22 protein-coding genes and 1 tRNA gene are annotated in these 24,953 nt (G+C 69.6%); 8 read left to right on the top strand and 15 right to left on the bottom strand.

What is annotated here, in order from left to right:
- Positions 1–53: 53 nt before the first annotated feature.
- The 3 genes from WJM96_RS12520 to WJM96_RS12510 form a co-directional block, all read right to left on the bottom strand.
- Positions 54–1,022 carry a Bug family tripartite tricarboxylate transporter substrate binding protein gene (locus tag WJM96_RS12520; RefSeq protein ID WP_424812826.1) on the bottom strand — a complete coding sequence of 323 codons (969 nt, stop codon included), beginning with the start codon at positions 1,020–1,022 and terminating at the stop codon, positions 54–56.
- A 20-nt stretch (positions 1,023–1,042) separates the two neighbouring features.
- Positions 1,043–1,753: a PIG-L deacetylase family protein gene (locus WJM96_RS12515; RefSeq protein ID WP_424812825.1), complete on the bottom strand. Its 711-nt coding sequence runs from the start codon at positions 1,751–1,753 to the stop codon at positions 1,043–1,045.
- 65 nt (positions 1,754–1,818) lie between these two features.
- A complete protein-coding gene (locus tag WJM96_RS12510; protein WP_424812824.1) occupies positions 1,819–2,544 on the bottom strand; it encodes an IclR family transcriptional regulator in 726 nt (241 codons plus the stop codon).
- Positions 2,545–2,597: 53 nt separating this feature from the next.
- Between WJM96_RS12510 and WJM96_RS12505 the strand changes: the two genes are divergently transcribed.
- The gene (locus WJM96_RS12505; protein WP_424812823.1) at positions 2,598–3,275 is read left to right on the top strand and encodes an RraA family protein; all 678 of its coding nucleotides are present in this window, start codon (positions 2,598–2,600) and stop codon (positions 3,273–3,275) included.
- A 35-nt stretch (positions 3,276–3,310) separates the two neighbouring features.
- Here WJM96_RS12505 and WJM96_RS12500 read toward each other — a convergent pair whose 3' ends face one another.
- Positions 3,311–3,976, bottom strand: a complete 666-nt coding sequence (locus WJM96_RS12500) for a DUF2848 domain-containing protein (RefSeq protein WP_424812822.1) — start codon at positions 3,974–3,976, stop codon at positions 3,311–3,313.
- 66 nt (positions 3,977–4,042) lie between these two features.
- Between WJM96_RS12500 and WJM96_RS12495 the strand changes: the two genes are divergently transcribed.
- Together WJM96_RS12495 and WJM96_RS12490 are read left to right on the top strand one after the other, a co-directional pair.
- Positions 4,043–4,900 (top strand): NAD(P)-dependent oxidoreductase, encoded by an 858-nt coding sequence (locus WJM96_RS12495; RefSeq protein ID WP_424812821.1) that lies wholly within the window; start codon positions 4,043–4,045, stop codon positions 4,898–4,900.
- Between the two features lie 48 nt (positions 4,901–4,948).
- Positions 4,949–5,908 carry a Bug family tripartite tricarboxylate transporter substrate binding protein gene (locus tag WJM96_RS12490; protein WP_424812820.1) on the top strand — a complete coding sequence of 320 codons (960 nt, stop codon included), beginning with the start codon at positions 4,949–4,951 and terminating at the stop codon, positions 5,906–5,908.
- Between the two features lie 33 nt (positions 5,909–5,941).
- On the opposite strand, the gene WJM96_RS12485 is transcribed toward WJM96_RS12490, so the two are convergent.
- The 3 genes from WJM96_RS12485 to WJM96_RS12475 all read right to left on the bottom strand — a co-directional run bounded on the left by WJM96_RS12485 (position 5,942) and on the right by WJM96_RS12475 (position 8,989).
- Positions 5,942–6,817: a 2-hydroxy-3-oxopropionate reductase gene (locus tag WJM96_RS12485; protein ID WP_424812819.1), complete on the bottom strand. Its 876-nt coding sequence runs from the start codon at positions 6,815–6,817 to the stop codon at positions 5,942–5,944.
- Positions 6,818–6,903: 86 nt separating this feature from the next.
- A complete protein-coding gene (gene otnI / locus WJM96_RS12480) occupies positions 6,904–7,701 on the bottom strand; it encodes a 2-oxo-tetronate isomerase (RefSeq protein ID WP_424812818.1) in 798 nt (265 codons plus the stop codon).
- 103 nt (positions 7,702–7,804) lie between these two features.
- A complete protein-coding gene (locus WJM96_RS12475) occupies positions 7,805–8,989 on the bottom strand; it encodes a pyridoxal-phosphate-dependent aminotransferase family protein (protein ID WP_424812817.1) in 1,185 nt (394 codons plus the stop codon).
- Positions 8,990–9,130: 141 nt separating this feature from the next.
- Here WJM96_RS12475 and WJM96_RS12470 point away from each other — a divergent pair, with 141 nt between their 5' ends.
- Positions 9,131–11,995, top strand: coding sequence for an FAD-binding and (Fe-S)-binding domain-containing protein (locus tag WJM96_RS12470; RefSeq protein ID WP_424812816.1), 2,865 nt, complete (start codon positions 9,131–9,133; stop codon positions 11,993–11,995).
- Positions 11,992–12,570: a DUF924 family protein gene (locus WJM96_RS12465; protein WP_424812815.1), complete on the top strand. Its 579-nt coding sequence runs from the start codon at positions 11,992–11,994 to the stop codon at positions 12,568–12,570. The genes WJM96_RS12470 and WJM96_RS12465 overlap by 4 nt, the downstream gene beginning before the upstream one ends.
- Before the next feature lie 3 nt (positions 12,571–12,573).
- Here the strand turns inward: WJM96_RS12465 and WJM96_RS12460 are convergent, their stop codons facing one another.
- Together WJM96_RS12460 and WJM96_RS12455 are read right to left on the bottom strand one after the other, a co-directional pair.
- The gene (locus WJM96_RS12460; RefSeq protein WP_424812814.1) at positions 12,574–12,915 is read right to left on the bottom strand and encodes a hypothetical protein; all 342 of its coding nucleotides are present in this window, start codon (positions 12,913–12,915) and stop codon (positions 12,574–12,576) included.
- A gap of 86 nt (positions 12,916–13,001) precedes the next feature.
- Entirely contained in the window at positions 13,002–14,891 is a 1,890-nt protein-coding gene (locus WJM96_RS12455) for a sensor domain-containing diguanylate cyclase (RefSeq protein WP_424812813.1), read from the bottom strand.
- Positions 14,892–15,039: 148 nt separating this feature from the next.
- Between WJM96_RS12455 and WJM96_RS12450 the strand changes: the two genes are divergently transcribed.
- Positions 15,040–15,726, top strand: coding sequence for a hypothetical protein (locus WJM96_RS12450; RefSeq protein ID WP_424812812.1), 687 nt, complete (start codon positions 15,040–15,042; stop codon positions 15,724–15,726).
- An 18-nt stretch (positions 15,727–15,744) separates the two neighbouring features.
- Here WJM96_RS12450 and WJM96_RS12445 read toward each other — a convergent pair.
- Positions 15,745–15,820 (bottom strand) — tRNA-Lys (locus WJM96_RS12445).
- A gap of 15 nt (positions 15,821–15,835) precedes the next feature.
- Entirely contained in the window at positions 15,836–16,831 is a 996-nt protein-coding gene (locus tag WJM96_RS12440; RefSeq protein ID WP_424812811.1) for a lysine-2,3-aminomutase-like protein, read from the bottom strand.
- A 38-nt stretch (positions 16,832–16,869) separates the two neighbouring features.
- Between WJM96_RS12440 and epmA the strand changes: the two genes are divergently transcribed.
- Together epmA and WJM96_RS12430 are read left to right on the top strand one after the other, a co-directional pair.
- Complete coding sequence (gene epmA, locus WJM96_RS12435; RefSeq protein ID WP_424812810.1) at positions 16,870–17,889, top strand: EF-P lysine aminoacylase EpmA; 1,020 nt, start codon at positions 16,870–16,872, stop codon at positions 17,887–17,889.
- 86 nt (positions 17,890–17,975) lie between these two features.
- Positions 17,976–19,184, top strand: coding sequence for an MFS transporter (locus WJM96_RS12430; RefSeq protein WP_424812809.1), 1,209 nt, complete (start codon positions 17,976–17,978; stop codon positions 19,182–19,184).
- Between the two features lies 1 nt (position 19,185).
- On the opposite strand, the gene WJM96_RS12425 is transcribed toward WJM96_RS12430, so the two are convergent.
- The 4 genes from WJM96_RS12425 to WJM96_RS12410 all read right to left on the bottom strand — a co-directional run bounded on the left by WJM96_RS12425 (position 19,186) and on the right by WJM96_RS12410 (position 24,893).
- The gene (locus WJM96_RS12425) at positions 19,186–20,142 is read right to left on the bottom strand and encodes an N-carbamoyl-D-amino-acid hydrolase (protein ID WP_424812808.1); all 957 of its coding nucleotides are present in this window, start codon (positions 20,140–20,142) and stop codon (positions 19,186–19,188) included.
- Between the two features lie 66 nt (positions 20,143–20,208).
- Complete coding sequence (locus WJM96_RS12420; protein WP_424812807.1) at positions 20,209–22,989, bottom strand: ATP-binding protein; 2,781 nt, start codon at positions 22,987–22,989, stop codon at positions 20,209–20,211.
- 303 nt (positions 22,990–23,292) lie between these two features.
- Positions 23,293–23,865 (bottom strand): invasion associated locus B family protein, encoded by a 573-nt coding sequence (locus tag WJM96_RS12415; protein ID WP_424812806.1) that lies wholly within the window; start codon positions 23,863–23,865, stop codon positions 23,293–23,295.
- Between the two features lie 44 nt (positions 23,866–23,909).
- Positions 23,910–24,893, bottom strand: a complete 984-nt coding sequence (locus tag WJM96_RS12410; protein ID WP_424812805.1) for a tripartite tricarboxylate transporter substrate binding protein BugD — start codon at positions 24,891–24,893, stop codon at positions 23,910–23,912.
- Positions 24,894–24,953: the final 60 nt, after the last annotated feature.

Below are 24,953 nucleotides of genomic sequence, written 5' to 3'. Positions count from 1 at the left end.
GGGAGGGATGTCCTCCCTAGCTGGTGTGCGGCTCACGGCCTCGCAAGCCGGTATCAGTCGATCTCGATCTTCGCCTCGCGCACGATGCGCAGCCATTTCGCGCTCTCCTCCTGCATGAGGGCGGTCAGCTCCTCGGGCGAATTGGCGTGTAGGTCCACGCCCTGGCCCTCCATGCGCTGGCGGAAACCCGCATCGCGGACGGCGTTGCGGAGCGCCGCGTTCAGGCGGTCCACCGCTGGGCGCGGGGTCGCTGCGGCGACATAGAGCCCGTACCAGGTCGTGTATTCGAAGCCCGGCAGCACGCTGCCGATGACCGGCACATCCTTCACGCTCGCCGCGCCGCTGGGCGCCGAGAGGCCGAGCGCGCGCAGCTGGCCGCTGGCCACGAGCGGAAGCAGGGACGGAATGCTGCTGAAGGCGGCTTCCACCCGGCCCGCCATGAGGTCGCCCGTGAGCGCGGCCGTGCCGCGATAGGGGACGTCCGTCCCCTCGATGCCCGCGGCGTTGCGGAACAGCACGGCGCCCAGATGCGCCACGCCGCCCGTGCCGGCATTGGCGAAATTCACCTCGCCTGGCTTGGACTTCGCATAGGCGATGAACTCCTGCAGGTTCCGCACCGGCAGTTGCCCGGAGACGACCAGCAGATGCGGGCTGGTGCAGACCAGGCCCACGGGCGCCAGGCTGTCCACCGCGATGGGCGCGCGGCTCACCAGCGGCTGCAGCACCACATTGCCCGAGGCCGCGAGAAGCAGCGTCGTTCCGTCCGGCGTCGCCCGCGCGGTGGTGTTGATCGCGACGACGCCCGTGCCGCCCGGCTGGTTCTCGACCACCACGGGCTGGCTTTCGAGAGAGGGCTCCATCTGGCGCGCGAGGTCGCGGGCCACGAGATCCGCGGGGCCGCCGGCCGCGAAGCCGACGATCATGCGGACGGGGCGCGCCGGTGCTTGCGCCTGCGCGCCGGAAGCGGCGGCGGTGGCCGCGAGGGTGGCGGCGGCGAGCTGGCGGCGGGAGAGGTCGGCCATGTCCGGGGTCCTCGGCAGTGTCAGACGATGAGGGTGGGCATCACCAGCGGGAAGACCGACTGGTAGGCCTCGCCATGGGTGATGGGGCGGACGCTGCGGCGCCCGGCCTGGGCGCCGCGCTGGCGTGCGACGCGCTCGTAATAGTCCCACAGGTTGCTCTGCGAGGGCATGCAGCGCATGGCCTCCTGCTTCTTCGCCCAGACCTCCGTGATGTCGAGCAGGATATTGGGCGTGAAGCGGCAGAGCTCGGGCTGGTGCGGCTCGAAGCTCAGCACCTGGAAGGGCGTGATGAAGTCGCGGCCACGGCCCGGCGCCTGTGAGATCATGCGCGCCTCCAGCACCATCTCGAAGGTGCGGTCATGGTCGAGGTTGGAGGGGTCGCGCTCGGGATGGGTGAGGACCAGCGAAGGCTTCTCCCGCCGCAGGATCTCCGCGAGCCGGTAGGGGATCTCGGGATCCTTGGGCAGCAGGTAGTCGCCGAGGTCGAGCAGGTGCAGCTCCGCGACGCCGAGAACCTTGGCCGCGGCCTCGGCTTCCTCGCGGCGCAGGCGACGGACCGAGGCATCGTCGGCGGCCGGGTCCTTCCAGGCGATGTTGGACTCGCCGTTCTCGCCGCAGCTCAGGCAGACGACGGTGACGCGCTTGCCGGCCGTGGCATGCAGCGCGATGGCGCCGCCGGCGCGCCAGACGAAATCGCCGACATGGGCGGTGATGACGACGATATCTGACATGGGCCGGGCTCCTCTGGGGGGCGGAAACTGACTCCGTCGCCCTCGTCTGTCCAGCAGGCGAAACGCTATTTCGGAAATTCACCCCCAAGGGAGCGGGTCAGGCGCGACGCCGCATCCCGCAGGGCGGGCTTGGCCAGCTCGGCATTCTCGGTGGTGAGGCGGGCGACGGGGCCCGAGAGCACCAGCGCGCCCGTCAGCGCCTCGCCCGGCCCGAAGACCGGCATGGCCATGGAGGCCGAATGCGGGTCGGTGATGCCCTGGGTGTAGATGGGCAGCGCGGTGGTGGCGGCATAGGCGGGCAGGGGGCTGGCCCCGAAGATCCGCAGCACCTGGGCGGGGGCGGAGTTGTCCATGGGCAGCAGGTCGCCCGGACGCAGGTGCATCCGCAGCAGATGCGGCGAGTCGGCGCGGAAGAGGCAAAGGCGCTGTTCGCCGCGGCGGACATAGAAGGTGGCGGTCTCGCCGGTGCGTTCCACCAGCTCCTCCAGCATCGGCACCACATGGGCGTCCAGGCGAAAGGATTGCTGGTAGATCATGCCCAGCCGCAGCAGCTCGCCCTCCAGCCGGTAGCCGCCGTCGGGCTGGCGGGAGAGGAAGCCCATCTCCTCCAGGGTGACGGCAAGCCGCATGATGGTGCTCTTCACCAGCCCGGTCCGGGATGCGAGCTCCGCCAGGCTGACCGCGCGGTCATTCTTGCGGAACGCCGATAGGATGGAGAGCGCGCGCCCGGCGGCCGCGACCCCTTCGAGGGCGGGCTTGCCGCGGACGATCCGATCCTCTTGCTGGCTCATGGCTGCCCTTGTATTTCGAAACGGGATTTTATTCTACTCCGAAGGGACCGGGCATGCCGACAGGGTTCAGGATCTGGCCGCGCCAGCGGAAAGTGGCGGCGGAGCTTGTCGCGAAGTTCCGCGAGCTGCCGGTCGCCAATGTCAGCGACAGCATGTCGCGCATGACGGCGGGTGGGCCGCGCCTGCGCCCCATGCATGCGGGCGGCGTCATGGCGGGCCCGGCGCTGACGGTGAAGACCCGTCCCGGCGACAACCTCATGGTCCACAAGGCGATCTCACTGGCCGAGCCGGGCGATGTCATCGTCGTGGATGCGGGTGGCGACCTGACCAATGCCATCATCGGCGAGCTGATGCTCGCGCAGATGGTGAAGCGGCAGGTGGCGGGCGTCGTCATCAACGGCGCCATCCGCGACTACGGTGCCATCCATGCCGGCAGCTTCCCGGTCTATGCCGCCGGTATCACGCATCGCGGCCCTTACAAGGACGGCCCGGGCGAGATCAACGTGGCGATCGCGCTCGACGGCATGGTGATCGAGCCGGGCGACCTGGTCCTGGGCGACGAGGACGGGCTGCTCGCCGTGCCCTTCGGCGTGGCGGAGAAGGTGCTGGCGGCCACCGAGGCCAAGCAGGCGGCCGAAACGCGCCAGATGGCGAATATCCACGCCGGTACGCATGACGCGTCCTGGGTGGACGCCACCCTTCGCCGCCTGGGCTGCGAAGGGCTGGAATAGAGGAGCGGCGCCCGGCCCGGGGCCGGTTCCGTGCCTTACACCGTGCGCGAAGTGTAGCCGTGCGTTAGGCTCCGGCCGAGCACCGGGTCGTGCAGCGCGACGCGAAACTGCGCGGCGGGGCGGATGCCGCCGAGCACGGGCAGCGTGCCGCCGAACATCAACGTGCCGACGCTGGTCGGCACGTTCAGCTCCCGGGCCTTCTGCAGCAGCTCCTCCGGATGGCGCATCGCGGCCACCGAGCCGTCCTGGTAGGGAACCCAGGCGCCGCCCTCGAAGATCTCCGTGCGGATGGCGAGCTGGTCCCAATGGTCCGCCACCTCGGCCCAGGGCCAGAGCTGCGTGCCGATGGGCTTCGGGCACATCTGCTTCGACACGGTGATGGAATAGGCCTCGACCTTGCGGTCCGTGTGGTCGGAGCCGCAGCCGATGAAGCGGCCCTCATGCGCTTCCAGGATGAACCACTCGCCTTCGCCGCTGCTGTCGCCGCCCAGCACGTCGATGTTGGCCGACTGCGTCAGCGTCTCGATGCCGGCGCGGTAGAAGCAGGGGGTGGTGGCGGGCGGCGCCACGCCGAGCGCCGCGAGCTCCTCGATATGCTCCTGCACCTTGTGCGCGTCGCGCCCGGTCCAGCCGGCGATGACAAGGTTCTGGATGGCGACGCGGAGCGTGGTGTCGGCGACGGCGAAGGGAAGTTCCCGCATGTCGGTGTCCTAGACAATTCCAGGCGCCCATCGGAACATGCGCCCAGCAAATAGGGAGGTTGTCCAATGGAGCAGGTAGGCTTCATCGGGCTTGGCATGATGGGCAAGCCGATGGCCATGAATCTCGTGGCCAAGGGCGTGTCCGTCACAAGTTTAGATGCCGCGGGTGTGACCGTCGAGGGAGCCACGCCTGTCTCCGACGCTGCTGCCCTGGCAGCCGCGACCAAGCTCGTCGTGCTCATGCTGCCGGACAGCAGGATCGTCGCGGCCGTGATGGAGAAGCTGGTTCCCGCGCTGCACTCCGGCTCCCTCGTCATCGACATGGGCAGCAGCGATCCGGGCGAGACGCGGCGCTGGGCGGCCGCGCTGAAGGCCAAGGGCTGCGGCCTGCTGGACGCGCCGGTCTCGGGCTCCGTTCCCAAGGCCCGGGCGGGCACGCTCTCCATCATGGTCGGCGGCGAGGATGCGGATTTCGCGCGCGCCGAGCCCGTGCTGCGCGCGATGGGCGAGAAGCTGATCCGCACCGGCGCGGTGGGCAGCGCGCATGCGATGAAGGCTCTGAACAACTACGTCTATGCCGCGGGGCTGCTGGCCGTCGCGGAAGCCGCGCAAATGGCAGAGGCGCAGGGCCTCGACCTGGGCATCCTGACCGAGGTGCTGAACGCGAGCTCCGGCCGCAACATCGCCTCCGAGACGAAGCTGGCGCAGGAGATCATCACCGCGCGCTATGCGGGCGGCTTCCAGCTCGGCCTGATGCGCAAGGATCTGGAGACGGCCGGCAGCATCTCGCGCGATACGGGCGTGCCGGCGGAACTGCTGCAGCTCTGCCGCGAGACCTGGACCGAGGCGATGGCCGAGCTTGGCCCCAAGGCGGACAACACGGAAATCCACCGCTTCCTGAAGAGCCGCCCTGTCACCGTCTGAAGCGCTATCGTCCGAACTTCACGTCCAGGAAAAGAACGAGGAACCACCATGAAGCTGTCCCGTCGCCAGGCGCTGGCCGCGCCGGCGCTGCTCGCGCCGCTTTCGGCCGGCGCGCAATCCTGGCCCGACCGTCCGGTCCGCATCGTCATAGGCTTCCCCGCCGGCAGCGTGACGGACAGCCTGATGCGCAACCTGATCGAGCCGCTCTCGCGCGAGCTGGGGCAGACGGTGATCATCGACAACCGGCCCGGCGGCAATGGCGTGGTCGGCACCATGGCGGTCAAGACGGCGGCGCCGGATGGCTACACGCAGGCCATCCTGAGCGTGACGAATGGCGCGCTGAACACCTACCTCGTGCGCAACCTGCCCTATGACCCGATCCGCGATTTCGCGCATACCGGCTTTCTGGCCGAGGCGCCCTACCTGCTGGTGGTGCCCGCCAACTCGCCCGCGCGCAGCGTGGCGGACCTCGTCGAAATGGCGAAGCGGCGGCCAGGCGAGCTGACCTTCAGCCATGGCAACTTCTCGGCGCTGATCGGCAGCCAGCTCCTGTGCAAGCTGACGGGCACGCGCATGCTGGGCGTGCCCTCGCGCGGCGGGCCGGAGGCGCTGACGGAGGTGCTGGCGGGCCGCATCGACAGCACGCTCACGGATTTCGCGGCCGGGCTGGCGCAGGTGCGCGAGGGCAGGGTGCGCGCGCTCGGCGTCACCTCGCCCAACGCCTTCCCGCTGGCGCCCGAGATTCCGCCGATCTCGGCTTCGGTTCCGGGCTACGAGCTGATCGTGTGGTTCGGCCTCGCCGCCCCGCAGGGCACGCCGGCGCCGGTCGTGGCGCGCTTCAACGAGGCGCTGGGCAAGGTGCTCGCCCAGCCCGAGACGCGCGAGAAGCTGGGCCGCCTCGGCTACGCGCCGCGTGCCATGTCGCCCGAGCAGTGGCGGGACTTCCTGCAATCGCAGATCATGAGCCTGACGCAGCTCGCGCGCGAGATCGGCCTGGAGCCGAGCTAGCCGAAGGGGGGCGGAAGCCCCCCTCCCATGTCTTCAGCCGAGCTTGTGGTCGGCCAGCTTCTCCAGGGCCTGCACCAGGCCGGAATGGTCCCAGCCCTTGCCGCCCATCGCCGCGCAGGCGGAGAAGAGCTGCTGCGCGGAGGCGGTGTTCGGCAGGGCCACGCCGAGTTCCTTGGCGGATTGCAGCGCCAGGTTCAGGTCCTTCTGGTGCAGCTCGATGCGGAAGCCCGGGTTGAAGGTCCGGTTGATCATCCGCTCCGCATGCACTTCCAGAATGCGGGAGTTCGCGAAGCCGCCCATCAGCGCCTGGCGCACCTTGGCCGGATCCGCGCCCGCCTTGCTGGCGAAGACCAGCGCCTCGGCCGCGGCCTCGATGTTCAGCGCGACGATGATCTGGTTCGCGACCTTGGTGACCTGTCCCGCACCGTTCTCGCCCACCAGGGTGATGTTCTTGCCCATCAGCTGGAACAGCGGCAGCGCGCGATCAAAGGCGGCCTGCGAGGCACCCACCATGATGGTGAGCGCGGCGTTCTTGGCGCCCACCTCGCCGCCCGAGACCGGCGCGTCGATGTAGTCGCAGCCCAGCGCATTCACCTTGGCGGCGTAGTCCTTCGTCGCCGTCGGGCTGATCGAGCTCATGTCGATGACGAGCTTGCCCTTGGAGAGGCCCGCCGCCACGCCGCCGGCGCCGAAGAGCACGCGCTCCACATCGGGGGTGTCGGGCACCATCAGGATGATGACCTCGGCCGCCTGGGCCACGGCGGTCGCGTCCGCCGCCACCTGGAAGGCGGCGCGGCTCTCGGCCGAGAGGGAGGCGCGCTCGGGGACGATGATCTCGTGGCCGCCCTTGGCGAGGTTCTGCGCCATGGGCAGGCCCATGATGCCGAGGCCGATGAATCCGATCTTCATGTTCGGTGCTTCCTTGTGACTAAGCATGGTCGCCGGCCGATGCCGCAGCGCCGGAGGCGCGAAGGTCCGAACCGGCGGGCTGGCGGCTATGCCGCCCGATAGGGTGCGAACCAGCCGAGGCCGGCGACGGTCTCGCCCTTCGGGCGATACTCGCAGCCGATCCAGCCGCGATAGCCGCTCGCGTCGATGGCGTCGAAGACGAAGGGCCAGTTCACCTCGCCCGTGCCAGGCTCGTTGCGGCCGGGCGTGTCGGCGACCTGCATGTGGGCGATGTAGGGCAGCAGCTCCTGCGCCTTGCGGGTCACATCGCCCTCGGTGATCTGGCAGTGGTAGAGGTCGAACTGCAGGCCGAGACGCTCGGGCCCGATCGCATCGATGATGCGCTTGGCCTCCGTCGTGGTGTTGAGGAAGAAGCCGGGGATGTCGCGATGGTTGATCGGCTCGATCACCGGCTTCACGCCGGCCTTGGCGCATTCCTCGGCCGCGTAGTCGAGATTGGCGGCGTAGGTGGAGAGCAGCGTGTCGCGGGGCACGCCCTCGGGGATGAGGCCGGCCATCACGTGCAGGCGCGGGCATTTCAGGGCGGCGCTGTATTCGAGCGCGCGCTTGATGCTCTCGCGGAACTCGGCGCGGCGGTCGGGCAGGGAGGCCATTCCGCGCTCGCCCTGGGTCCAGTCGCCCGGGGGCGCGTTGAAGAGCACGTTCTGCAGGTCGTTGCCCTCCAGCCGCTTCGCGATCTCCTCGGCCGGGTGCTCGTACGGGAAGAGGAATTCCACCGCCTCGAAGCCGGCCGCGCGGGCCGCGGCGAAGCGGTCGAGGAAGGGGACCTCGTTGAACATCATGGAGATGTTCGCGGCGAACTTCGGAATGGTTTTTCTCCCCATGCGGCACCGCGCCGGGCGCTGCGCGCCGGACGCCCATTGCCCTCAGATTGCCCGAGCTTCTCCGGGCTGCAAAGGCGCCTTTCGGCGCCTTCGCGGGGCTAAGTCAGGCATTGCCGGCGATGTAGTCCATCGCCGCCTTCACGCCGTCGGGCTTGTGCGGGATGCCGGCCGCGCGCAGCCCCATCTCCACGCCCGAGAGCGTGCCGACTAGGTGCAACTCGCCCACATCGCCCAGGTGGCCGATGCGGAAGACCCGGTCGTTGAGCTGGCCCAGGCCATTGCCCAGCGACATGTTGAACTTCTCGAGGATGGTCGCGCGCAGGCCGTTGGCGCTGTGGCCTTCCGGCACGCGCACCGCCGTCAGCACCGAGGAGTAGTGGCGCGGCTCGTCGCACTGGATCTCAAGGCCCCAGGCGCGGACGGCCCGGCGCGTCGCCTCGGCCATGCGGTCGTGGCGGGCGAAGACGTTCTCCAACCCCTCCTCGAAGAGCATGTCGAGCGCGGTGTCGAGCGCGTAGAGCATGTTGGTGGCCGGCGTGTAGGGGAAGTAGCCGGTCGCGTTGGAGGCGATCATCGGCTTCCAGTCCCAGAAGCTGCGGGTCAGCTTCGCCGTCTCGCTCGCCTTCAGGGCCTTCGGCCCGATGGCGTTGAAGGACAGGCCCGGCGGCAGCATCAGCCCCTTCTGGGAGCCGGCGACGGTAACGTCCACGCCCCACTCGTCGTGCTTGTACTCCATGGAGGCGAGGCTGCTGATCGTGTCCACCAGCAGCAGGGCGGGGTGGCCGGCATTGTCGATGGCCTTGCGGACCTCGGCGATGCGGCTGGTGCAGCCCGTGCTCGTCTCGTTGTGCACGACGCAGACGGCCTTGATCTCATGGCCCTTGTCGGCCTTCAGATAGGCCTCGATCTCGGAGGCATCGGCGCCGCGGCGCCAGTCGCCCTTGAGGAATTCCGGGCGAATGTTCAGGCGCTCGGCCATCTCGCGCCAGAGGCTCGCGAACCAGCCCGTCTCGCACATCAGCACGCGGTCGCCGGGCGAGAGGGTGTTGACCAGGGCCGCTTCCCAGGCGCCGGTGCCCGAGGCCGGGTAGATCACCACGTGGCTCTTGGTCTGGAAGATGGCTTTCACCTTCTCCAGCACCTGCAGGCCGAGCTTGCCGAAATCCGGACCGCGATGGTCCATGGTCGGGTTGTCGAGGGCGCGCAGCACCCGGTCCGGCACGTTGGACGGGCCCGGAATCTGCAGGAAATGGCGGCCGGGCGTCGTCTTGGTCGTGAAATAGGCCATGGTGCGTGCTCCTCTTCTGGCCCGGTCTATGCCCCGATCCGGCCTGCCCTGCCAATGAGTTCGGCTCGTGCGGGCCATGAGGATTATCCATCTGACGGCCGGTGCGTCTCCGGATTAGATAGGCCTATGAACGCCATCACAGTGTCCAAGAACCAAATCGGCGACTCCCGCCTGGCCGGCCGCCTGCGCCGCGAGACGGAGGGCGAGGTCCTCTTCGCGCCGGCCGATCGCGGCCGCTATTCGACCGATGCCAGCATCTACCAGATCGAGCCCGTGGGCGTCCTGGTGCCCAAGACCGCCGCGGACGTCGAGGCCGCCATGGCCATCTGCCGCGAGGAGGGCATCCCCCTGCTGCCGCGCGGCGGCGGCACCAGCCAGTGCGGACAGACGGTGAACCGGGCGCTGGTTCTGGACTGCTCCAAGCATCTGCGCCGCGTGCTGAGCGTCGAGGGCGACACGGCGCGCGTGGAGCCGGGAATCACGCTCGGCGCGCTGAACGAGGCGATCAAGGGCACGAAGCAGTTCTTCCCCGTCGATCCCAGCACCTGGCAGCGCTGCACCATCGGCGGCATGGCGGGGAACAATTCCTGTGGCGGCAAGTCCATTCGCTACGGGCTGATGGCCGACAATGTCCGCGCCATCGACGCCATCCTGGCGGACGGCTCGCGCCATGTCTTCGGCGAGCGCGCGCCCAACACGGACCTCGTCGCGCGGCTGCACGCGCTGGGCGAGCGCGAGGCGGCCGAGATCGCGGAGAAGTTCCCGCACCAGCTGCGCCGCGTGGGCGGCTACAATCTCGATGCGCTGACGCCCGATGCGCGCGCGAACGGCCGCGCGAATCTCTCGCGCCTGCTGGTCGGCTCCGAGGGCACGCTGGCCTTCTCGGCCGCGCTGGACCTGAAGCTCTGGCCCATCAAGCCGCGCAAGGTCGTGGGCATCTGCCAGTTCCCCACCTTCCGTCGCGCCATGGAAGCGTCACGCCACCTCGTCACGCTCGATCCCGAGGCGGTGGAGCTGGTGGATCGCACGATGATCGACCTCGGCCGGTCCATCCCGATCTATCGCGCGACCATCGACCAGATGGTGATCGGCGAGCCGGACAGCCTGCTGATCGTGGAGTTCCACGGGCATGAGGAAGCGCCGCTGCTGCAGGCGCTCGACCGGCTCGAGGAGATGATGGGCGACCTGGGCCTGCCGGGGCAGGTGGTGCGCGCGGTCGATGCCGGCTTCCAGGCCGCCATCGCCGAGGTGCGCGAGGCCGGGCTCAACATCATGATGAGCATGAAGGGCGACGGAAAGCCGGTCTCCTTCATCGAGGACTGCGCCGTCGGGCTGGATGACCTTGCCGACTACACGGAGCGTCTGAACGACGTCTTCGCGAAGCACGGCACCAAGGGAACCTGGTACGCGCATGCCAGCGTCGGCTGCCTTCACGTCCGCCCCGTCCTCAACATGAAGGACGGCGAGGACGTGCGGAAGATGCGCGAGATCGCCGAGGAATGCTTCGCGCTGGTACGCGAGTACAAGGGCTCGCATTCCGGCGAGCATGGCGACGGCATCGTCCGCTCCGAGTTCAACGAGCCGATGTTCGGGTCGAGGATCGCCCGCGCCTTCGAGGCCGTGAAGGACGAGTTCGACCCTGCCGGCCTGCTCAATCCCGGCCGCGTCGTGCGCCCGCCCAAGATGGATGACCGCACGCTCTTCCGCTACGCGCCGGAGTATCGCGCCGACGCGAGCGTGAAGCCCGTGCTCGACTGGAGCGCATGGCCCGGCCCGCAGGGCGGTTTCCTCGGCGCCGTCGAGATGTGCAACAACAACGGCACCTGCCGGAAGTTCGACGCGAATGTGATGTGCCCGAGCTATCGGGTAACGCGCGACGAGCAGCATCTCACGCGCGGCCGCGCGAACACGCTGCGCCTGGCGCTCACCGGCCAGCTTGGGCCGGACGCCTTGGCCAGCGATCAGGTCGCCGAGGCGATGGCGCTCTGCGTCTCCTGCAAGGGGTGCAAGCGCGAATGCCCGACCGGCGTGGACATGGCCAAGATGAAGATCGAGGTGCTGGCGGCGCGCGTGAAGGCGCATGGCCTGAGCTGGCGCGAGCGCCTGATCGCGACGCTGCCGCGCTGGGCTCCCTTCGCTGCCATGATGCCGGCGCTGGCCAATGCGCGAGGCTCCGTGCCTGGACTGGCCGCGCTGTCGGAGAAGACGCTGGGCTTAGCCGCGCAGCGCCCGCTGCCGCGCTTCGCCGGCGACGCCTTCCGCGACGAGGAGCTGCGCGCGCCCGATGGCCGTGAGGGCGAGGTCATCCTGCTGCCGGACGCCTTCAACCGCTATTTCGAGCCGGAGAACCTGCGCGCCGCCATCCGCGTGCTGCGCGCCTCGGGCTACGACCCGGCCGTGGCGCGGCCCGGGCAGGGAAAGCGTCCGCTGGATGAAGGCCGCACGCTTCTCGCCGCCGGGCTGGTCGAGCAGGCCCGGGACGAGGCGCGGCGCACCCTCGCGGCGCTCTCCGCCTGGAGCTCGCCGGTCATTGGCCTGGAGCCTTCGGCCCTCATGACGCTGCGCGACGAGTTCCTGTCGCTGCTGCCGGGCGAGGCCAGCGAGGCGCTTTCCAGGCGGGCCTTCCTCGTCACCGAGTTCCTGGAAGCGCAAGGCACGCTGCCGATGCTGAAGCCCGTCGCGGGCGTGGCGCATATCCATGGGCATTGCCACCAGAAGGCCTTCGGGGCCTTCCCCGCCTCGGTGAAGGCGCTGAAGCGCGTGCCGGGCATGGAGGTGAAGCCGATCCAGTCGAGCTGCTGCGGCATGGCCGGCGCCTTCGGCTACGAGGCGAAGAACTACGAGACCTCGGTCGCGATGGCGGAAATGTCCCTCTTGCCCGCCGTGCGCGCGGCGGCGGCCCAGGATGTGATCGTGGCGGACGGCACTTCCTGCCGCCACCAGATCCAGGACCTTGCAGGGCGCGAGGCGCTGCATTCCATCCGCGTGCTGGACCGCGCGCTGTGAGCGGCTCGGTGCAGGAGATTCTGGATTTCTGGTTTGCCGACGGGCCCGACACCTTCCGCCAGGCCTGGTTCCAGCGGGACGACGCTTTCGACGCCGAGATCCGCGCGCGCTTCGGGCATCTCGTCGTTCCCGCGCGCGAAGGCGCGCTGGATGCGCTGAGCCAGACGCGCGAGGGCGCGCTCGCGCTCATCCTGATGCTCGACCAGTTCCCGCGGAACCTCTTCCGCGGCACCGCCGAGGCCTTCGCGAGCGACGCGCATGCCCAGGCCCTCGTGCGCCAGCTGGTGCTGAAGGAGCGGCTGGATCAGCGGCTGACGCCGACGCAGCGCGGCTTCCTCTATCTGCCCTTCGAGCATGCCGAGAGCATGGAGATGCAGAACCTCTCCGTGACGCTCTACGAGGGCATGCGGGATATCGCCGAGGAAGCCGTCCCGGGCGGGACGATCGACTATGCCTGGCGGCATTGGCACATCATCCGCCGCTTCGGCCGCTTTCCGCATCGCAACGCGGCGCTGCGGCGCGAAAGCACCCCGGCCGAGCTGGCCTATCTGGCCCAGCCCGGCGCGGGGTTCTGAAGCTCAGTCCGCCGGAAGCGAGCCGACCTTCTCCATCAGCACCAGCGCGGCATCCACGCAGGCGCGGGTGGATTCGCCCTCGGCGCAGCGCAGGCGGAGCGTGGTCTCGCCGCGCTCGATATGCAGCGATGCGGCGCGCGAGGGCGGCCCGCGGTGCCAGCCGCGCATTCCTTCCATCCCCGGCGGCATCGGGCCACGCGCCTGCGGCCCCATGCCGGGCGGGGGAGGCGGGGCCGGGGGCTGCGCCTGGGGCGGCTGCGGCGGGGGCGCGGGCTGGGCCATCGCGCCGCCACCGGCGAGGACACCCGCACCGAGCAGGGCGGCGAGCAGCAACTTCTTCGACATGGCATTGGCTCCATCGCCGGTACATCCGGCTGCCGCATCTTAATCCGGCGGTCAGGGCAACGGTTGCTGCGAAGGGCAACGAATGGTTACGGGGAAGGCACCGTCTTTCGTGGGGCATCGGCCACCCAGCTGCGATTACGGCCCCGGGCCTTCGCCTGGTAGAGGGCCTTGTCCGCGCGCTCGATCAGCCCGGCGGGATTCTCATCGTCCCCGTCTCGCGCGGTGGCGATGCCGATGCTGACCGACACCCGGCCGGCCGGCGGATTTTCCCGATGCGTGATCGCGAGGCGCAGCACGTTGTCGTGCATGGCCTGCGCGACGGCGATCGCACCTTCCTCCGACGTGTTGGGCAGGATCGCGACGAGCTCCTCGCCGCCATAGCGCGCGGCGACATCGCCCGTGCGATGCGCGGCGCCGGCGAGGGCGCCCGACACGGCGCGCAGGCAGTCGTCCCCGGCCTGATGCCCATAGGTGTCGTTGAAAAGCTTGAAGCGATCGAGGTCGATCAGCAGCAGCGACAGGGGCGTTCCCGCGGCATGATGCCGCTCCCATTCCTCGGCCAGCGCGGCGTCGAAGCTGCGGCGGTTGGCCAGCCCGGTGAGAGCGTCCGTCGTCGCGAGCGTTTGCAGCGCCTGTTCCGCGGCCTTGCGCGCCGTGATGTCGCGCGCGATGGCGATGGCGCCATCCGGCTCGCGCGTGGAAGGATTGAGGAGGGGCCGCACGGAGGCTTCGACCCAGACCTGCCGCCCCTGGCGATGCGACAGGCGGAAGGCGACCGTCGCACTGCCTTCGGCATGCAGCGTGTCCGCCGCCTTCTCGACCACGGCGCGGTCCTCGGGCGCCACCTCGTCGAGGACCGATCGGCCCAGCAGCTCGGCCGGCGTCAGGCCGAGCAGGTCGATGGAAGCGGGTGAGACATAGACCAGCCGCCTGTCGGGCGCGATGCGGAGCACCATGTCGCCGGAGCGTTCGGCGAGGAGCCGGAACAGCTGCTCGCTTTCCTCCAGCGCGTGGGCATCGGCCTCGCGGCGTTTAAGCAGGTGGAAGAGGCGACTTCCGAGCAGCCCGATGAAAAGGGCGAGCCCGAGTGCCGCGATCCCGCGCTGGATGGCATTGGATCGCCAGCCGGCCAGCGCGTCCTGCTCGTCGATGCCGACCAGGAAGATCAGCGGGTAGCGCTCGGCCCGCTTGTAGGAATAGCTGCGTACCTCGCCGTCGATGATGCCGGAGCCGATGAAGGTTCCCGCGGAAGCCGCCTGCGCATCCGGACCGAAGATGCCGGCATGGCCAACGCCGCCGCCGATCGCCTCTGCGACATAGGGATAGGTTGTCAGCACCGTGCCGTCGGATCGAAGGGCTGCGATGAGACCCCGTTGCCCGACATCCATATTGTCGGACTCCTCGACGAGCCCGGTCGTCGCGGCGCCGATGACCACCACGCCGCCGAAGCTTCCATCCGCCAGCGTCACGCGGCGGGAAAGCGTCAGGAGCTTCCTCGGCGCCAAGACCGTGAGCAGCGGCGTCCCGATGTGTAGGCCCAGATCCGGACGGTCACGGTGAAGCTTGAAGAACTCGGCCTCGGCAGCATCGAAGCCCAGGGGCACCCTCGGGAGCGAGCTCGCGAACAACGATCCGTCAGGGGCGAAGACGGCCAGGACCGTGTCCTCGGGGAGGGGGCTGCCGGCTTCTGTCAGGAGCCGGTCCATGCTCGCGCGCTGTTCGTCCCCGACTCCCGCCACCGACACGCGCTCGGCGATGGAAATGAGCATGGCGTCGCCCAGATCGATCAGATCCCTCGCCCGGCCGTTCAGCGCCGAGGCCAGGTTGCTGGCCCCGCGCGCGACCGCGTCCAGGGTGACCCGCCGGTCCACCCAGGCTTCGCGGGCTTCCAGCGCGAGGACGGCCAGGCAGGCGACGAGGACGAAAAGGGATGTGCTCCCGCTGAGGCTGGGCCGCTTCCGAGGGCGAACAGGCATGCGAGTCCGGTCTTGCAGGGAGGTGGGGCGCGCATTCTGCACATGCTGCCGGGGTCGTGAAGCGCCGCGCGACAGACGAGAACCAACGAATGATGCGGGATTGAAATGGCCGACCTAGGCTTCGCGCGATCTCTCAGGAGGAGATGTCATGCCGGACCTCGTGGCTTCCGATTTCGTCAATCCCTACATGTCGGAGCGCCGGAAGTTCATCTGCTACGCGCTGGCGATGGCCTTGCCCAACGCCCAGATGACGCTGGCCTCGAACAGCCCCGCCACCAGCGGCAAGTTCCGCGAGTGGACGGGACACACGCAGTCGAGCCTGGAAAACGCGTGGCGGGCGGAGGGCTTCACGAAGGACGAGAAGGGTTCCTGGACGCGGGTGGGCGGCGGTGCTGTCACCACCTCCTGCGAGGGGCTGGTGGGCACCGTCTTCAGCAAGATCGAGGCGGCAGGCTTCGGCAAGCGCAAGGGCGGCGCCACCTCCTTCAGCCTGGCCGGCAACGACAAGTGGGGGCGGGAGGCTCAGACCGTGCCGGTGGGCTGGCACTGGTTCCGCGAGCGCGCCAACGGCCTGCACCCGCGCCCCGGCGACGTCTTCCAGATCGGAACGGAGGTGAAGTCCCGCCAGTGGCGCCACCATCATGTGGGCGTGATCACGCAATGGGGCGATGGCGACCCCTTGATGTGGGAAACCGTGGAGGCGGGCCAGGGCGGGCCGCTCTCCGGTTTCGATTCCATGAAGCGGAAGCCCTGGCGGCTCGTGAACCCGATTGATCCGAAATCCCCCACGAAAGTCATCATGGGCTGGCTCGATATCGACGAGCATTTCGGCTGATGGGGAATGGGGCGGGAATGGTGGGCGCTGTAGGGCTCGAACCTACGACCCGCTGATTAAGAGTCAGCTGCTCTACCAACTGAGCTAAGCGCCCGCCGTGGCGCGCTTTCTACTCACCCTGTGGCGCTTGTCCAGTCCCTGGATGCATGGCTTCCATGCCGAGAGGAAATTTTCCTCCCCCGGCGGGCCGTTCCTGGACGTAAGTCGGCCAGGCAAGGCCCGTCACGCGGCCGCGCAGGCCGCGGAGGAGGGCCAGCCCCTCCTCGACCGGAACATGGAATCGCGCCGTGCCCGGCGCGGCATCGAGCTGGTGCAGGTAGTAGGGCTTGATGCGGTTCCGCAGCATGGCGCGGAACAGGTCTTCCAGGGCGGCGCCGCTGTCGTTCACCCCACGCAGAAGCACCGACTGGCCGAGAAGCACCGCGCCGGCGCCGTGCAGCGCGCGCAGGGCGGCATGGCTTTCGGGCGCGAACTCGGCGGCGTGATTGGCGTGGACGCAGAGATAGAGGGGCTTCTCCAGAGTCAGCGCGTCCAGCATCGCGGCGTCGACCCGGTCCGGATCGGCCACGGGCACGCGGCTGTGGATTCGCAGCGTCTCGATATGGGGAATGGCCGCCAGCCGGGTCAGGATATGCCGCAGCCGCCGTGGCGAGAGCATGAGCGGGTCGCCGCCGGTCAGGATCGCCTCGCGCACCTGCGGGGTGCGGGCGAACCAGTCGAGCGCCGCCTCCAGCTCCGCCTCGCCCAGCAGCCCGCCGCCGGGGCCTACCGCCTCGCGACGGAAGCAGAAGCGGCAGTAGACCGGGCAGGCCAGCAGGGGCTTCAGCAGCGCGCGGTCCGGGTAGCGGTGGACCACGCCCTTGATGGGCGTGAAGGGCGCATCCGCCGTGGGGTCGTCCAGCTCATGCGGCGCGGTGACCAACTCCTCGGCCGAGGGGATGTATTGCCGGGCCAGGGGCGCGCCATGTTCGCCGATCAGCCGCGCCACCAGGGGCGTGACCGAGATGGAATAGCGTTCCGAGACCTGGGTCAGCGCGGGGGCGGCATCGGCCGTGACGAGGCCGGCCTCGACCAGATCCTCGGCGGATCGGAGGGAGCGATGCATGGCGGGGCAGCCTGTGCCCTGTTAAGTCGGCGGGTGCAATGGCGAACCCCACATGGCACCCAGAACGCCTCGCGGCGAGGCTCCCCTTTCTGACGGCCCGCTCGCGCCTGACGGCCGCCACCCGTGCCTGGTTCGCGGCGCGCGGCTACCAGGAGGTCGAAACCCCCTGCCTGGTTCCCGCGCCGGGCATGGAAGTGCATTTGCGCGGCTTCTCCAGCGAGTATCAGCCCCATCTGGGCCAGGGCGAGCGGCGGAAGCTCTGGCTCCGCACCTCGCCGGAGCTGGCGCTGAAGCGCCTGCTGGTGGGCGGCGCGGGCCCGGTCTTCGAGCTGGCGCGCGTCTGGCGCAACGGCGAGATCGGCAGCCGCCACGCGCCCGAATTCACCATGCTGGAGTGGTACCGCCCCGGCCTCCCGCTGGAGGGGTTGATGGACGAGGCGGAGGCGCTGGTCCGCCAGCTCTGTCCCCGCCTCGTTGCCCATGAGGAGGTGACCACCGACCTCGCGCTGCCCTTCGAGCGCATCACCTGTGCGGAAGCGTTCGACCGCTGGGTCGGCATCGACCTGCTGGCCAGCATCCGCCCGGACGGTTCGGGCGACGCGGCGGCCTTGGGCGCGCGTGGGGACGAAAGCTGGGAGGAGGCCTTCTTCCGCCTCCTGCTCGAGCACGTGGAGCCCAGGCTGGGCCGCGAGCGGGGCAGCTTCCTCACCCACTGGCCCACGCCGCAGGCGGCGCTCGCCCGCCGCGACCCGTCCGACCCGCGCGTGGCGCTGCGGTTCGAGATGTTCGTGGGCGGGATCGAGCTGGCCAACGCCTTCGACGAGCTCACCGACGCGCCGGAACAGGCGGCCCGCTTCGCCCATGACGTGGCCGAGCGGGAGCGTCTCTACGGCACGGCCGATTCCTGGCCCGTGGACGAGGATTTCCTGGCGGCCCTGGCGCATGGCATGCCCCCGGGCTCCGGAATCGCCCTGGGCTTCGACCGGCTGGCGATGCTGGCCAGCGGTGCGCGCCGCGTCGAGGATGTGTTGTGGATGGGCGGCTTTCCCTACGCCTGACCGCGCGACGGACGCGACACCTCTCCCGCCCCGTCCAGGCGTGATCTATGGCATGTCGCGATGTGCGCGACGTTTGGAGATCGCCCGTGACGCGGCCCAGTGACACCTACCGATGGATCGTCGTGGCTTCGGCCGCGGCGATGCTCGCCATCGTGATGGGGCAGCTCGTCAACGGCCTCTCGGTCTTCTTCATTCCGCTGGAGCAGGAGTTCGGCTGGTCGCGCGGGTCCATCGCGCTGATCAACACGGTGGGGCTGATCGGCGTCGCCCTCGGCGGCATCGTCATGGGACGAGTGGCGGACCGCGCGGGCATCCGGCTGGTCTGCCTGGTCGCGGCGATGGCCGTGGGTCTCGGCGTGGGCGGCGCGGCTTTCGCCGATCAATTGTGGCAGTTCTACCTTCTCTTCTTCCTGGCCGGAGCGCTGGGCGCGGGAGCCCTCTTCGGCCCGGTCATCGCCGCCGTCGGCGGCTGGTTTCCGGCTGGTGCGGGGCTTGCCATCGGAATCGCCTCGGCTGGCCAGGCAATCGGGCAGGGCGGCGTGCCCTTCGTCGCGGCCTATCTGATCGAGGCCCTGGGCTGGCGCGGCGCGCTGCTGGCGCTGGGCGGCGTATCGCTTACCGCGCTGGTGCCGCTGGCACTCGCGATGCGCGAGCCGCCGCCGGTCCGCCCCATGGCGGGCCGGGCGACGGCGGCGCGCCAGACGCCCACGGGCCTCACGCCCCATCGCACGCTGTTCACGCTGAGCCTGGCGGTGATGCTGTGCTGCACCTGCATGGCGGTGCCGCTGATCCACCTCGTGCCGCTGATCCAGGGCTATTGCATTCCCGCCCCCGAGGCTGGCGGCGTGCTCTTCGCCATGCTGATCGCGGCCATCGCGGGACGCGTCGCCTTCGGCAAGCTGGCCGATGTGATCGGCCCCGTCGGCGCCTATCTCGCGGCCTCGTTGTGGCAGACGGTCGGCGTCTTCGCCTTCACGCTGATCCGAGACCTGCCGATGTTCTACCTCTTCGCGCCCATCTACGGCTTCGGGTATGCCGGCGTGATGACCGGGGTGCTGGTGACGGCGCGCGCCCTGGTCCCGGCCGACCGGCGCGCCATGCACATGGGCATCATCCTCGCCTTCGGCTGGCTGGGCCATGCGCTGGGCGGCTACCAGGGCGGGCTCTTCTTCGACCTCACGGGCGGCTACACGGTGAGTTTCGCCAACGCCGCCGCGGTCGGTGTCCTGAACCTGATGGTCGTGGGCAGCCTGCTGCTGCGGGTCCGCCGCCAGGCAGCGCTGGCGGCGGCCTAGGTCAGCCCTTCCAGACGGGCGGCGCCACGCTGCCCACCTGCTCCAGGATGCGCCCATACGCCTCGGGCCGGCGATGGGCGGCGAAGTTGAAGATGGTCGTCCGGCCGAGGTTGCACATGTCGAGGTCGCAGTCGGCCGTGATCAGCTCGTCGCCCCAGCTCGTGGCCTGGGCCATGATCTCGCCCTGCGGGTTCACGATGATGGAGTGGCCGAAGAGCTCGTGCCCGTCCTCGGTGCCGCCCTTCGCCGTCCCCACGCCGAAGCAGGCGTTCTGGTAGCAGCCCGAGCGGATGGAGAGGTGCGAGTGCTCGACGCGCAGGTGGTGCGCCTCGAAGCCGCGATTGTCCATGTTGAGGCTGGGCGTGTTGTAGCCGAGCATGACGATCTCGACCTGCTGCAACCCCATGACGCGCCAGGCCTCCGGCCAGCGGCGGTCGTTGCAGATCATCATGCCGATATTGGCTTCCTGCGTGCCCACCGGCGCGCGGATGACGGGGAAGCCCAGGTTGCCCACCTCGAAGTAGCGCTTCTCCAGGTGCTGCACCTTGCGGATCGGGTCGAATTCCTTGTGCCCCGGCAGGTGCACCTTGCGGTACTTCAGCACGATCTCGCCCGAGGGATGCACGTAGACCGCCGTGTTGTAACGGTGCCCGTCCGGCGTCTTCTCCGCATAGCCGAGGTGGAAACCTATTCCGTACTTCTTCGCGGCCTCGAAAAGCGGCGCGGTTTCGTTGGACGGCAGCGCGTGCTCATACCAATGGTCGGCCTTGGAGATGTCCTCCTCGTACCAGCGGGGAAAGAAGGTGGTGAGCGCGAGCTCGGGGAAGACCACGACCTCCACGCCCCGCTGATGCGCACGCTCCATCAGCCGCACCATGCGGCCGACCGCGACGTCGCGGCCTTCCGCCTTCTGAATGGGGCCGAGCTGTGCGGCGGCGAGGGTGACGAGACGGGGCATGCGCGGTTCTCCTGTAAGGCGGCCGGAGAATCCGCCCGTGCCCGCCGGGGCGCAACCCCGGCCAGGTCAGGCGCTGATGGCGAGCGACTCCAGCATGGGCAGTGTTTCAGCGGCTGCGGCGGGAATGGCGCGCAAATTGGGCGTCACATCCTGTCCGGACCGGATCGCCCGCTGCAAGGCATCGATCACGGCGCTCAGGCGCTCGGCGCCCAGGCTGCGCGCCGGTTCCATCGTCATATGCGCCGCGTGGCGCATGCGGGTCGGGTCGCGCGCGATGCCCGGCTCGGACAGGATGTCGCAGCCCTGGCGGATCTCCTCGATCATGTCGCGCACGGCATGTCCCGCCAGCGGCCCCATCTCCTGCAGGAGCCGTCGCAGCGTCGCCTCGTTCAGCACAGGCGGCGCCTCGGAGGCCGGCTGCGCGCGGGCCGGGCGCTTCCAGCTCGCGCCCGCGACGAGGTCGTGCATGGTGGAGAGCAGGCTGTCGCGATCCACCGGCTTGGACAGGTAGCCGTCCATGCCGGCCTCGTAGCAGGCGGCGACTTCCTCGGGCAGCGTCGAGGCGGTGACGCCCAGGATGGGAGTCGCGTTGCGCGGCGCGGGAAGGCGGCGGATGCGCCGCGTGGCCTCGAGCCCGGTCATCTCGCCCATATGGACATCCATGAGCACGAGGTCGAAGGCCTCCCGCTCCAGCGCCGCTACCGCCTCCACGCCACTGGCGGCAAAGGTCAGCCGGTGCCCCTCGGCGGCGAGCAGCGCCTGCATCACCAGCCGGTTGGGCGCGAGATCGTCGACGACCAGCACGTCCAGGCTGCGGCGGGCCAACGGGCGCGGCGTCTGCGGCCGGTCCTCGCCGGGTGCGAGGATCTCCTGGAGCGGCAGTTCCAGCCAGAAGATGGCGCCCGCGCCCGGCTCGCTGTCGCACCCGATATGGCCCCCCATGGCGGAGACCAGACGCGCGGTGATCGCGAGGCCAAGGCCCGTGCCGAGCCCCTCCGGCCCGGCATGCGGGGCGAGCTGCGAAAAATCGCGGAAGAGCAAGTGCTTCTTCTCGGCCGGCACGCCTGGCCCGCTGTCCGCGACCTCGATCCGGATCCCGTGCAGGCGCGTGGCGCGCAGCAGCCTTAGGGCCACCTGGCCGCCGGCTGGGGTGAACTTCACGGCATTGGACAGCAGGTTCAGAAGCATTTGCCGCAAGCGCATCGCGTCTGCCTCGACGACCGCGGGCACGCCCGCGGCGATATCGAGATGCAGGGAGAGGCGCTTGCGCTCGACATCCGGAGCCATGAGGCCGGCGCAGGCTTCGAGGAGCGGCCGCAGGGTCACCGGGCGGGTGTCGAGGTCGAGCTGCCCGGCCTCGATCTTGGTGAGGTCCAGCAGGCGGTTCACCAATTCGCGCAGATGGCCGCCGGCATCGTGCAAAAGGCGCAGCTGCTCGCGCTCGGCCGGGCCGAGCTCGTTGTTGGTCATCAGCGCCTGCGCGAAGCCCAGCATGCTGTTCAGCGGCGTGCGCAGCTCGTGAGACATGCGGGCGAGGAAGAGACCCTTCGCCTCGTCCTCGGCCTGGGCCGCGTCGCGTGCCTGGGCGAGCTCCTCGTTGGCGTGCTTGAGCGCGGTGATGTCCGTGCGGATGCCGATGGTGCCGCCATCGGGCGTCATGCGCTCGGTCACCAGCAGCCAGCGTCCGTCGGGCAGCAGGCGCTCGATCGGCGGCGACTTCGAGCGGCGCCAGCGCGACATCTCGTCGATGAACTCGTCGACCGAGCCCTCGATCTGTGGGAACTGCCCGCGCAGCGCGCCCTCCCGCATGATGTCGCGGTAGGAGGCGCCCTCCTTCAGAAAGGGTGCGGTCAGGGCGTACATCTCGCGGAACCGCTCGTTGCAGATGACCAGGCGATCGTCAGGCCCAAAGACCACGAAGCCGTCGGTCATGCTGTCGAGCGCACTGGCCAAGGTGCTGCGCCAGCGGTCGCCTGCCGCTTCCTCGCGCTGGCGCAACACGAGCAGCAGCAGGCCCGCAAGTGCCACGATCATCGCGGCGAAGAGCGTGGAGAATAGAAGTGTCGGCCAGCGTTCGCCCGACCAGTCCGCAAGCGCCGCGGCCCGGGGCAAGGAGGCGCGGATGGCGAGCTGGCCATAGGGCGTGGGCCGGGTGACCGCGATGTCACCGGCATCGGGAGCCGCGGCCTGGGTGCCGATCAGGGTCTCGTCATGCGGTGCGGCGGCCAGGACCATGCCATCCTGCCGCAGCAGCAGAACCCGCAAGCCCGGGATCTCGTTCCCCGTCGCGAGCAGACCCGCCAGGGCGCTCAGCGGAACCTCGGCCATGGCAGTGGCCTGCGGCAAGCCCGCGATCGCGCCTGGCTGCGCGAAAAGCAGTGCCCATTCGCGCGAGGCGGGGTTGCGGATGGGCCCGCCGATCCTCAGCCCTCCTTCCTGCAGCCCGTATTCAAGGAAGCCCGGGCCTTGGGGCAGCGGCAGGCGCCGCCGCCGATAGACGCTGAGCGCCGTCGCCACCGCCTGCCCCTGCGCGTCCAGCAGCATGAGGTCGCGGAAGACGAGGTTCTGATTGTTGAGCTCCTGCAGCACCTCACCGGCGCGCGCCGCATCGAAGCGGCCGTTGCCCGGCGCCAGGATGGTGGGCAGCCCGGCGAGGAGGGACTCGATCTGCGTGAAGTGGCGGTTGAGATGGGCCTCGGCGCTGCGCGCGACCCGTTCGACATCCTGGCTCGCCCGGGCCAGGGCCTTCTGCCGGCCGCGCTCGAGCAGGAGTGCCGCCGCGGCAACCTGCAGCAGCAGCAATGCCAGGGCCGCGCCCAGGATCGCGTGCTTGATGCGCCGGGCCACAGGCACGTCAGCGACGGCCCGGGCTCATGGCCCAACAAGCCCGGGCTGGTGGGAGGCCGCCATGTTCCCGCGACTAAGCTCCGGTTGGGGCCCGCCGGCGCGGTCGCGCCAGGGGAACAGCTCCCCAACCGAATCGGGCCCACTCGAATCCGATTAGCTCCCCGAATACGATTCGCCAATCAGTAGTGCCCAATTGCCAGTATGTTATCCCATGAAGTTCATAAGTAATCGTAAGAATACATCTTATAGTTGTGCTGATCTGAAAAGACACTCGCCTTTGGCGTAGGTCGCATTCCCAGGCATTCAGAAGCCCTCTCGCGCCAGCGCGTCCATCGCCTGGTTGAAGCCGCGGGTGGAGAAGGGCAACGCGACCTCGCCGTTCAGCGCGTCGCGATAGGTGAGGCGGCCCTGGAACTCGCGGGCGCGCATGCGGGTGATGAAGGGCGCCGTGATCTCCGCCTCCGCCACGCAGCCGCGGGGGCCGCAGGCCTTGAGGGTGACGGGCAAGGGATTGCCGCCATCGCCCAGTTCCAGCCGCATGGGCACGGCGACGGTGATGTTGGAAGGGATCAGAGCCACGAGGCGCAGGGGATCTTCCCGCCGGATGCGTCCGAAGGCGAATTGCGCCACGGGCTGGTTGCGCTGGTCCTGAAGGGATTGCAGCAGTTCGCACCCGCGGGTCGGAGTAGGTTCGCGCCGGGTTTCGCAGCGCAGGACCCAATCGCCGTAGGCAGCCTGGCTGCGCTCGGTGCTCGGGTCCGCCGGGGCCTGGGCGGCCCCAGGCGCCTGCCTGGCCGGCGGAGTGCCCTGCCGCTGCTGCGCCGATGCCGGTGCGGCCAGGGCCAGAATGAGCAGAACGGAAAAAGTGAAGCGCATCGGGCCCGCCGAGATTTGACGGGCCCGAGGATACCGCTTCGCGATCAATCCGCGAACTGGCCCGCGGCCTGGATCACCGGGCGCCAGCGGGCCACGTCGGCGGCCCAGAAGGCGCGGTGCGCGTCAGGCGTCGCGCGCTCCTGCGCGACGGGCTCGGTGCCCAGGTCCTGGAAGCGGCGCACCAGGCCCGGGTCCCGCAGCGCGAACTGCAGCGCGCGGGAGAGGCGGGTGATCACCTCCGTCGGCGTGCCCTTCGGCGCGTAGAGGCCGTGCCAGATGCTGACCTCGAAGCCCGGCATGCCGGCCTCGTTCGCCGTCGGAAGGTCGGGCAGGGAGGCGAGGCGCGTCGGCGTCGTCACCGCATAGGCGCGGACGGAGTTGGCGCGGATCTGCTCGGTCGTGTTGGTGGTCTGGTCGCACATCAGGTCCACCGTGCCGCCCACGAGGTCGTTCATCGCCGGGCCCGTGCCGCGATAGGGGACGGTCGTCAGCTGCACGCCCAGCGCCGACTGGAACAGCAGGCCGCAGAGGTGGCTCGCCGCGCCCACGCCCGCATTGGCGAGGTTGATGTTCTGCCGCTCGCGCCGCACCAGCGTCACCAGCTCCTGCAGGTTGTTCGCCGGCAGGTTGCGCTTGCCGATGATGGTCATCGGCACTTCCGTGATCAGGCCCACCGGCTCGAACCCGCCGACGGGGTCGTAGGCGAGGCGGCGGTACAGCGTCGGGATGGTGCTCATGCCGATGTGATGGATCAGCAGCGTGTAGCCATCCGGCCGCGCCTGCGCCGTGCGCTGCGCGCCGAGCGTGCCGCCCGCGCCGCCCACATTCTCGACCACGACGGAGCCGCTGAGGTCACGGCCCATCGCCTCGGCCACGAGGCGGGCCACGGTGTCCGTCGGGCCGCCGGCGGCGAAGGGGACGATGACGGTGATGGGGCGGCTGGGATAGCTCTGCGCCATGGCCGGCGCCGCGAAGGCCGCGGAGAGCGCGAGAACCGAGGCGAAGATACGCCGGTTGAGGCGAAGCATGGTTTCCTCCATCAAGGGGACCGGAAGTCGGACTTTGACCGGTTCTTTGGCCAGCCCCCG

Origin of the sequence: Roseococcus sp. YIM B11640 (assembly GCF_049727625.1) — a bacterium.
Classification (GTDB): Bacteria; Pseudomonadota; Alphaproteobacteria; order Acetobacterales; family Acetobacteraceae; genus Roseococcus.
Note: the sequence above shows the minus strand (reverse complement) of the source record. Positions and strands in the feature narration are given on the sequence as shown.

Coding starts and splice junctions, on each gene's coding strand:
- WJM96_RS12485 (WP_424812819.1), bottom strand. CDS start 6,817: ATGAAGATCGGATTCATCGGCCTCGGCATCATGGGCCTGCCCATGGCG.
- WJM96_RS12425 (WP_424812808.1), bottom strand. CDS start 20,142: ATGCCCCGTCTCGTCACCCTCGCCGCCGCACAGCTCGGCCCCATTCAG.
- WJM96_RS12450 (WP_424812812.1), top strand. CDS start 15,040: ATGCCGGACCTCGTGGCTTCCGATTTCGTCAATCCCTACATGTCGGAG.
- WJM96_RS12495 (WP_424812821.1), top strand. CDS start 4,043: ATGGAGCAGGTAGGCTTCATCGGGCTTGGCATGATGGGCAAGCCGATG.
- WJM96_RS12460 (WP_424812814.1), bottom strand. CDS start 12,915: ATGTCGAAGAAGTTGCTGCTCGCCGCCCTGCTCGGTGCGGGTGTCCTC.
- otnI (WP_424812818.1), bottom strand. CDS start 7,701: ATGGGGAGAAAAACCATTCCGAAGTTCGCCGCGAACATCTCCATGATG.
- WJM96_RS12475 (WP_424812817.1), bottom strand. CDS start 8,989: ATGGCCTATTTCACGACCAAGACGACGCCCGGCCGCCATTTCCTGCAG.
- WJM96_RS12410 (WP_424812805.1), bottom strand. CDS start 24,893: ATGCTTCGCCTCAACCGGCGTATCTTCGCCTCGGTTCTCGCGCTCTCC.
- WJM96_RS12505 (WP_424812823.1), top strand. CDS start 2,598: ATGCCGACAGGGTTCAGGATCTGGCCGCGCCAGCGGAAAGTGGCGGCG.
- WJM96_RS12490 (WP_424812820.1), top strand. CDS start 4,949: ATGAAGCTGTCCCGTCGCCAGGCGCTGGCCGCGCCGGCGCTGCTCGCG.
- WJM96_RS12440 (WP_424812811.1), bottom strand. CDS start 16,831: ATGCATCGCTCCCTCCGATCCGCCGAGGATCTGGTCGAGGCCGGCCTC.
- WJM96_RS12500 (WP_424812822.1), bottom strand. CDS start 3,976: ATGCGGGAACTTCCCTTCGCCGTCGCCGACACCACGCTCCGCGTCGCC.
- WJM96_RS12510 (WP_424812824.1), bottom strand. CDS start 2,544: ATGAGCCAGCAAGAGGATCGGATCGTCCGCGGCAAGCCCGCCCTCGAA.
- WJM96_RS12415 (WP_424812806.1), bottom strand. CDS start 23,865: ATGCGCTTCACTTTTTCCGTTCTGCTCATTCTGGCCCTGGCCGCACCG.
- WJM96_RS12515 (WP_424812825.1), bottom strand. CDS start 1,753: ATGTCAGATATCGTCGTCATCACCGCCCATGTCGGCGATTTCGTCTGG.
- WJM96_RS12455 (WP_424812813.1), bottom strand. CDS start 14,891: ATGCCTGTTCGCCCTCGGAAGCGGCCCAGCCTCAGCGGGAGCACATCC.
- epmA (WP_424812810.1), top strand. CDS start 16,870: ATGGCGAACCCCACATGGCACCCAGAACGCCTCGCGGCGAGGCTCCCC.
- WJM96_RS12520 (WP_424812826.1), bottom strand. CDS start 1,022: ATGGCCGACCTCTCCCGCCGCCAGCTCGCCGCCGCCACCCTCGCGGCC.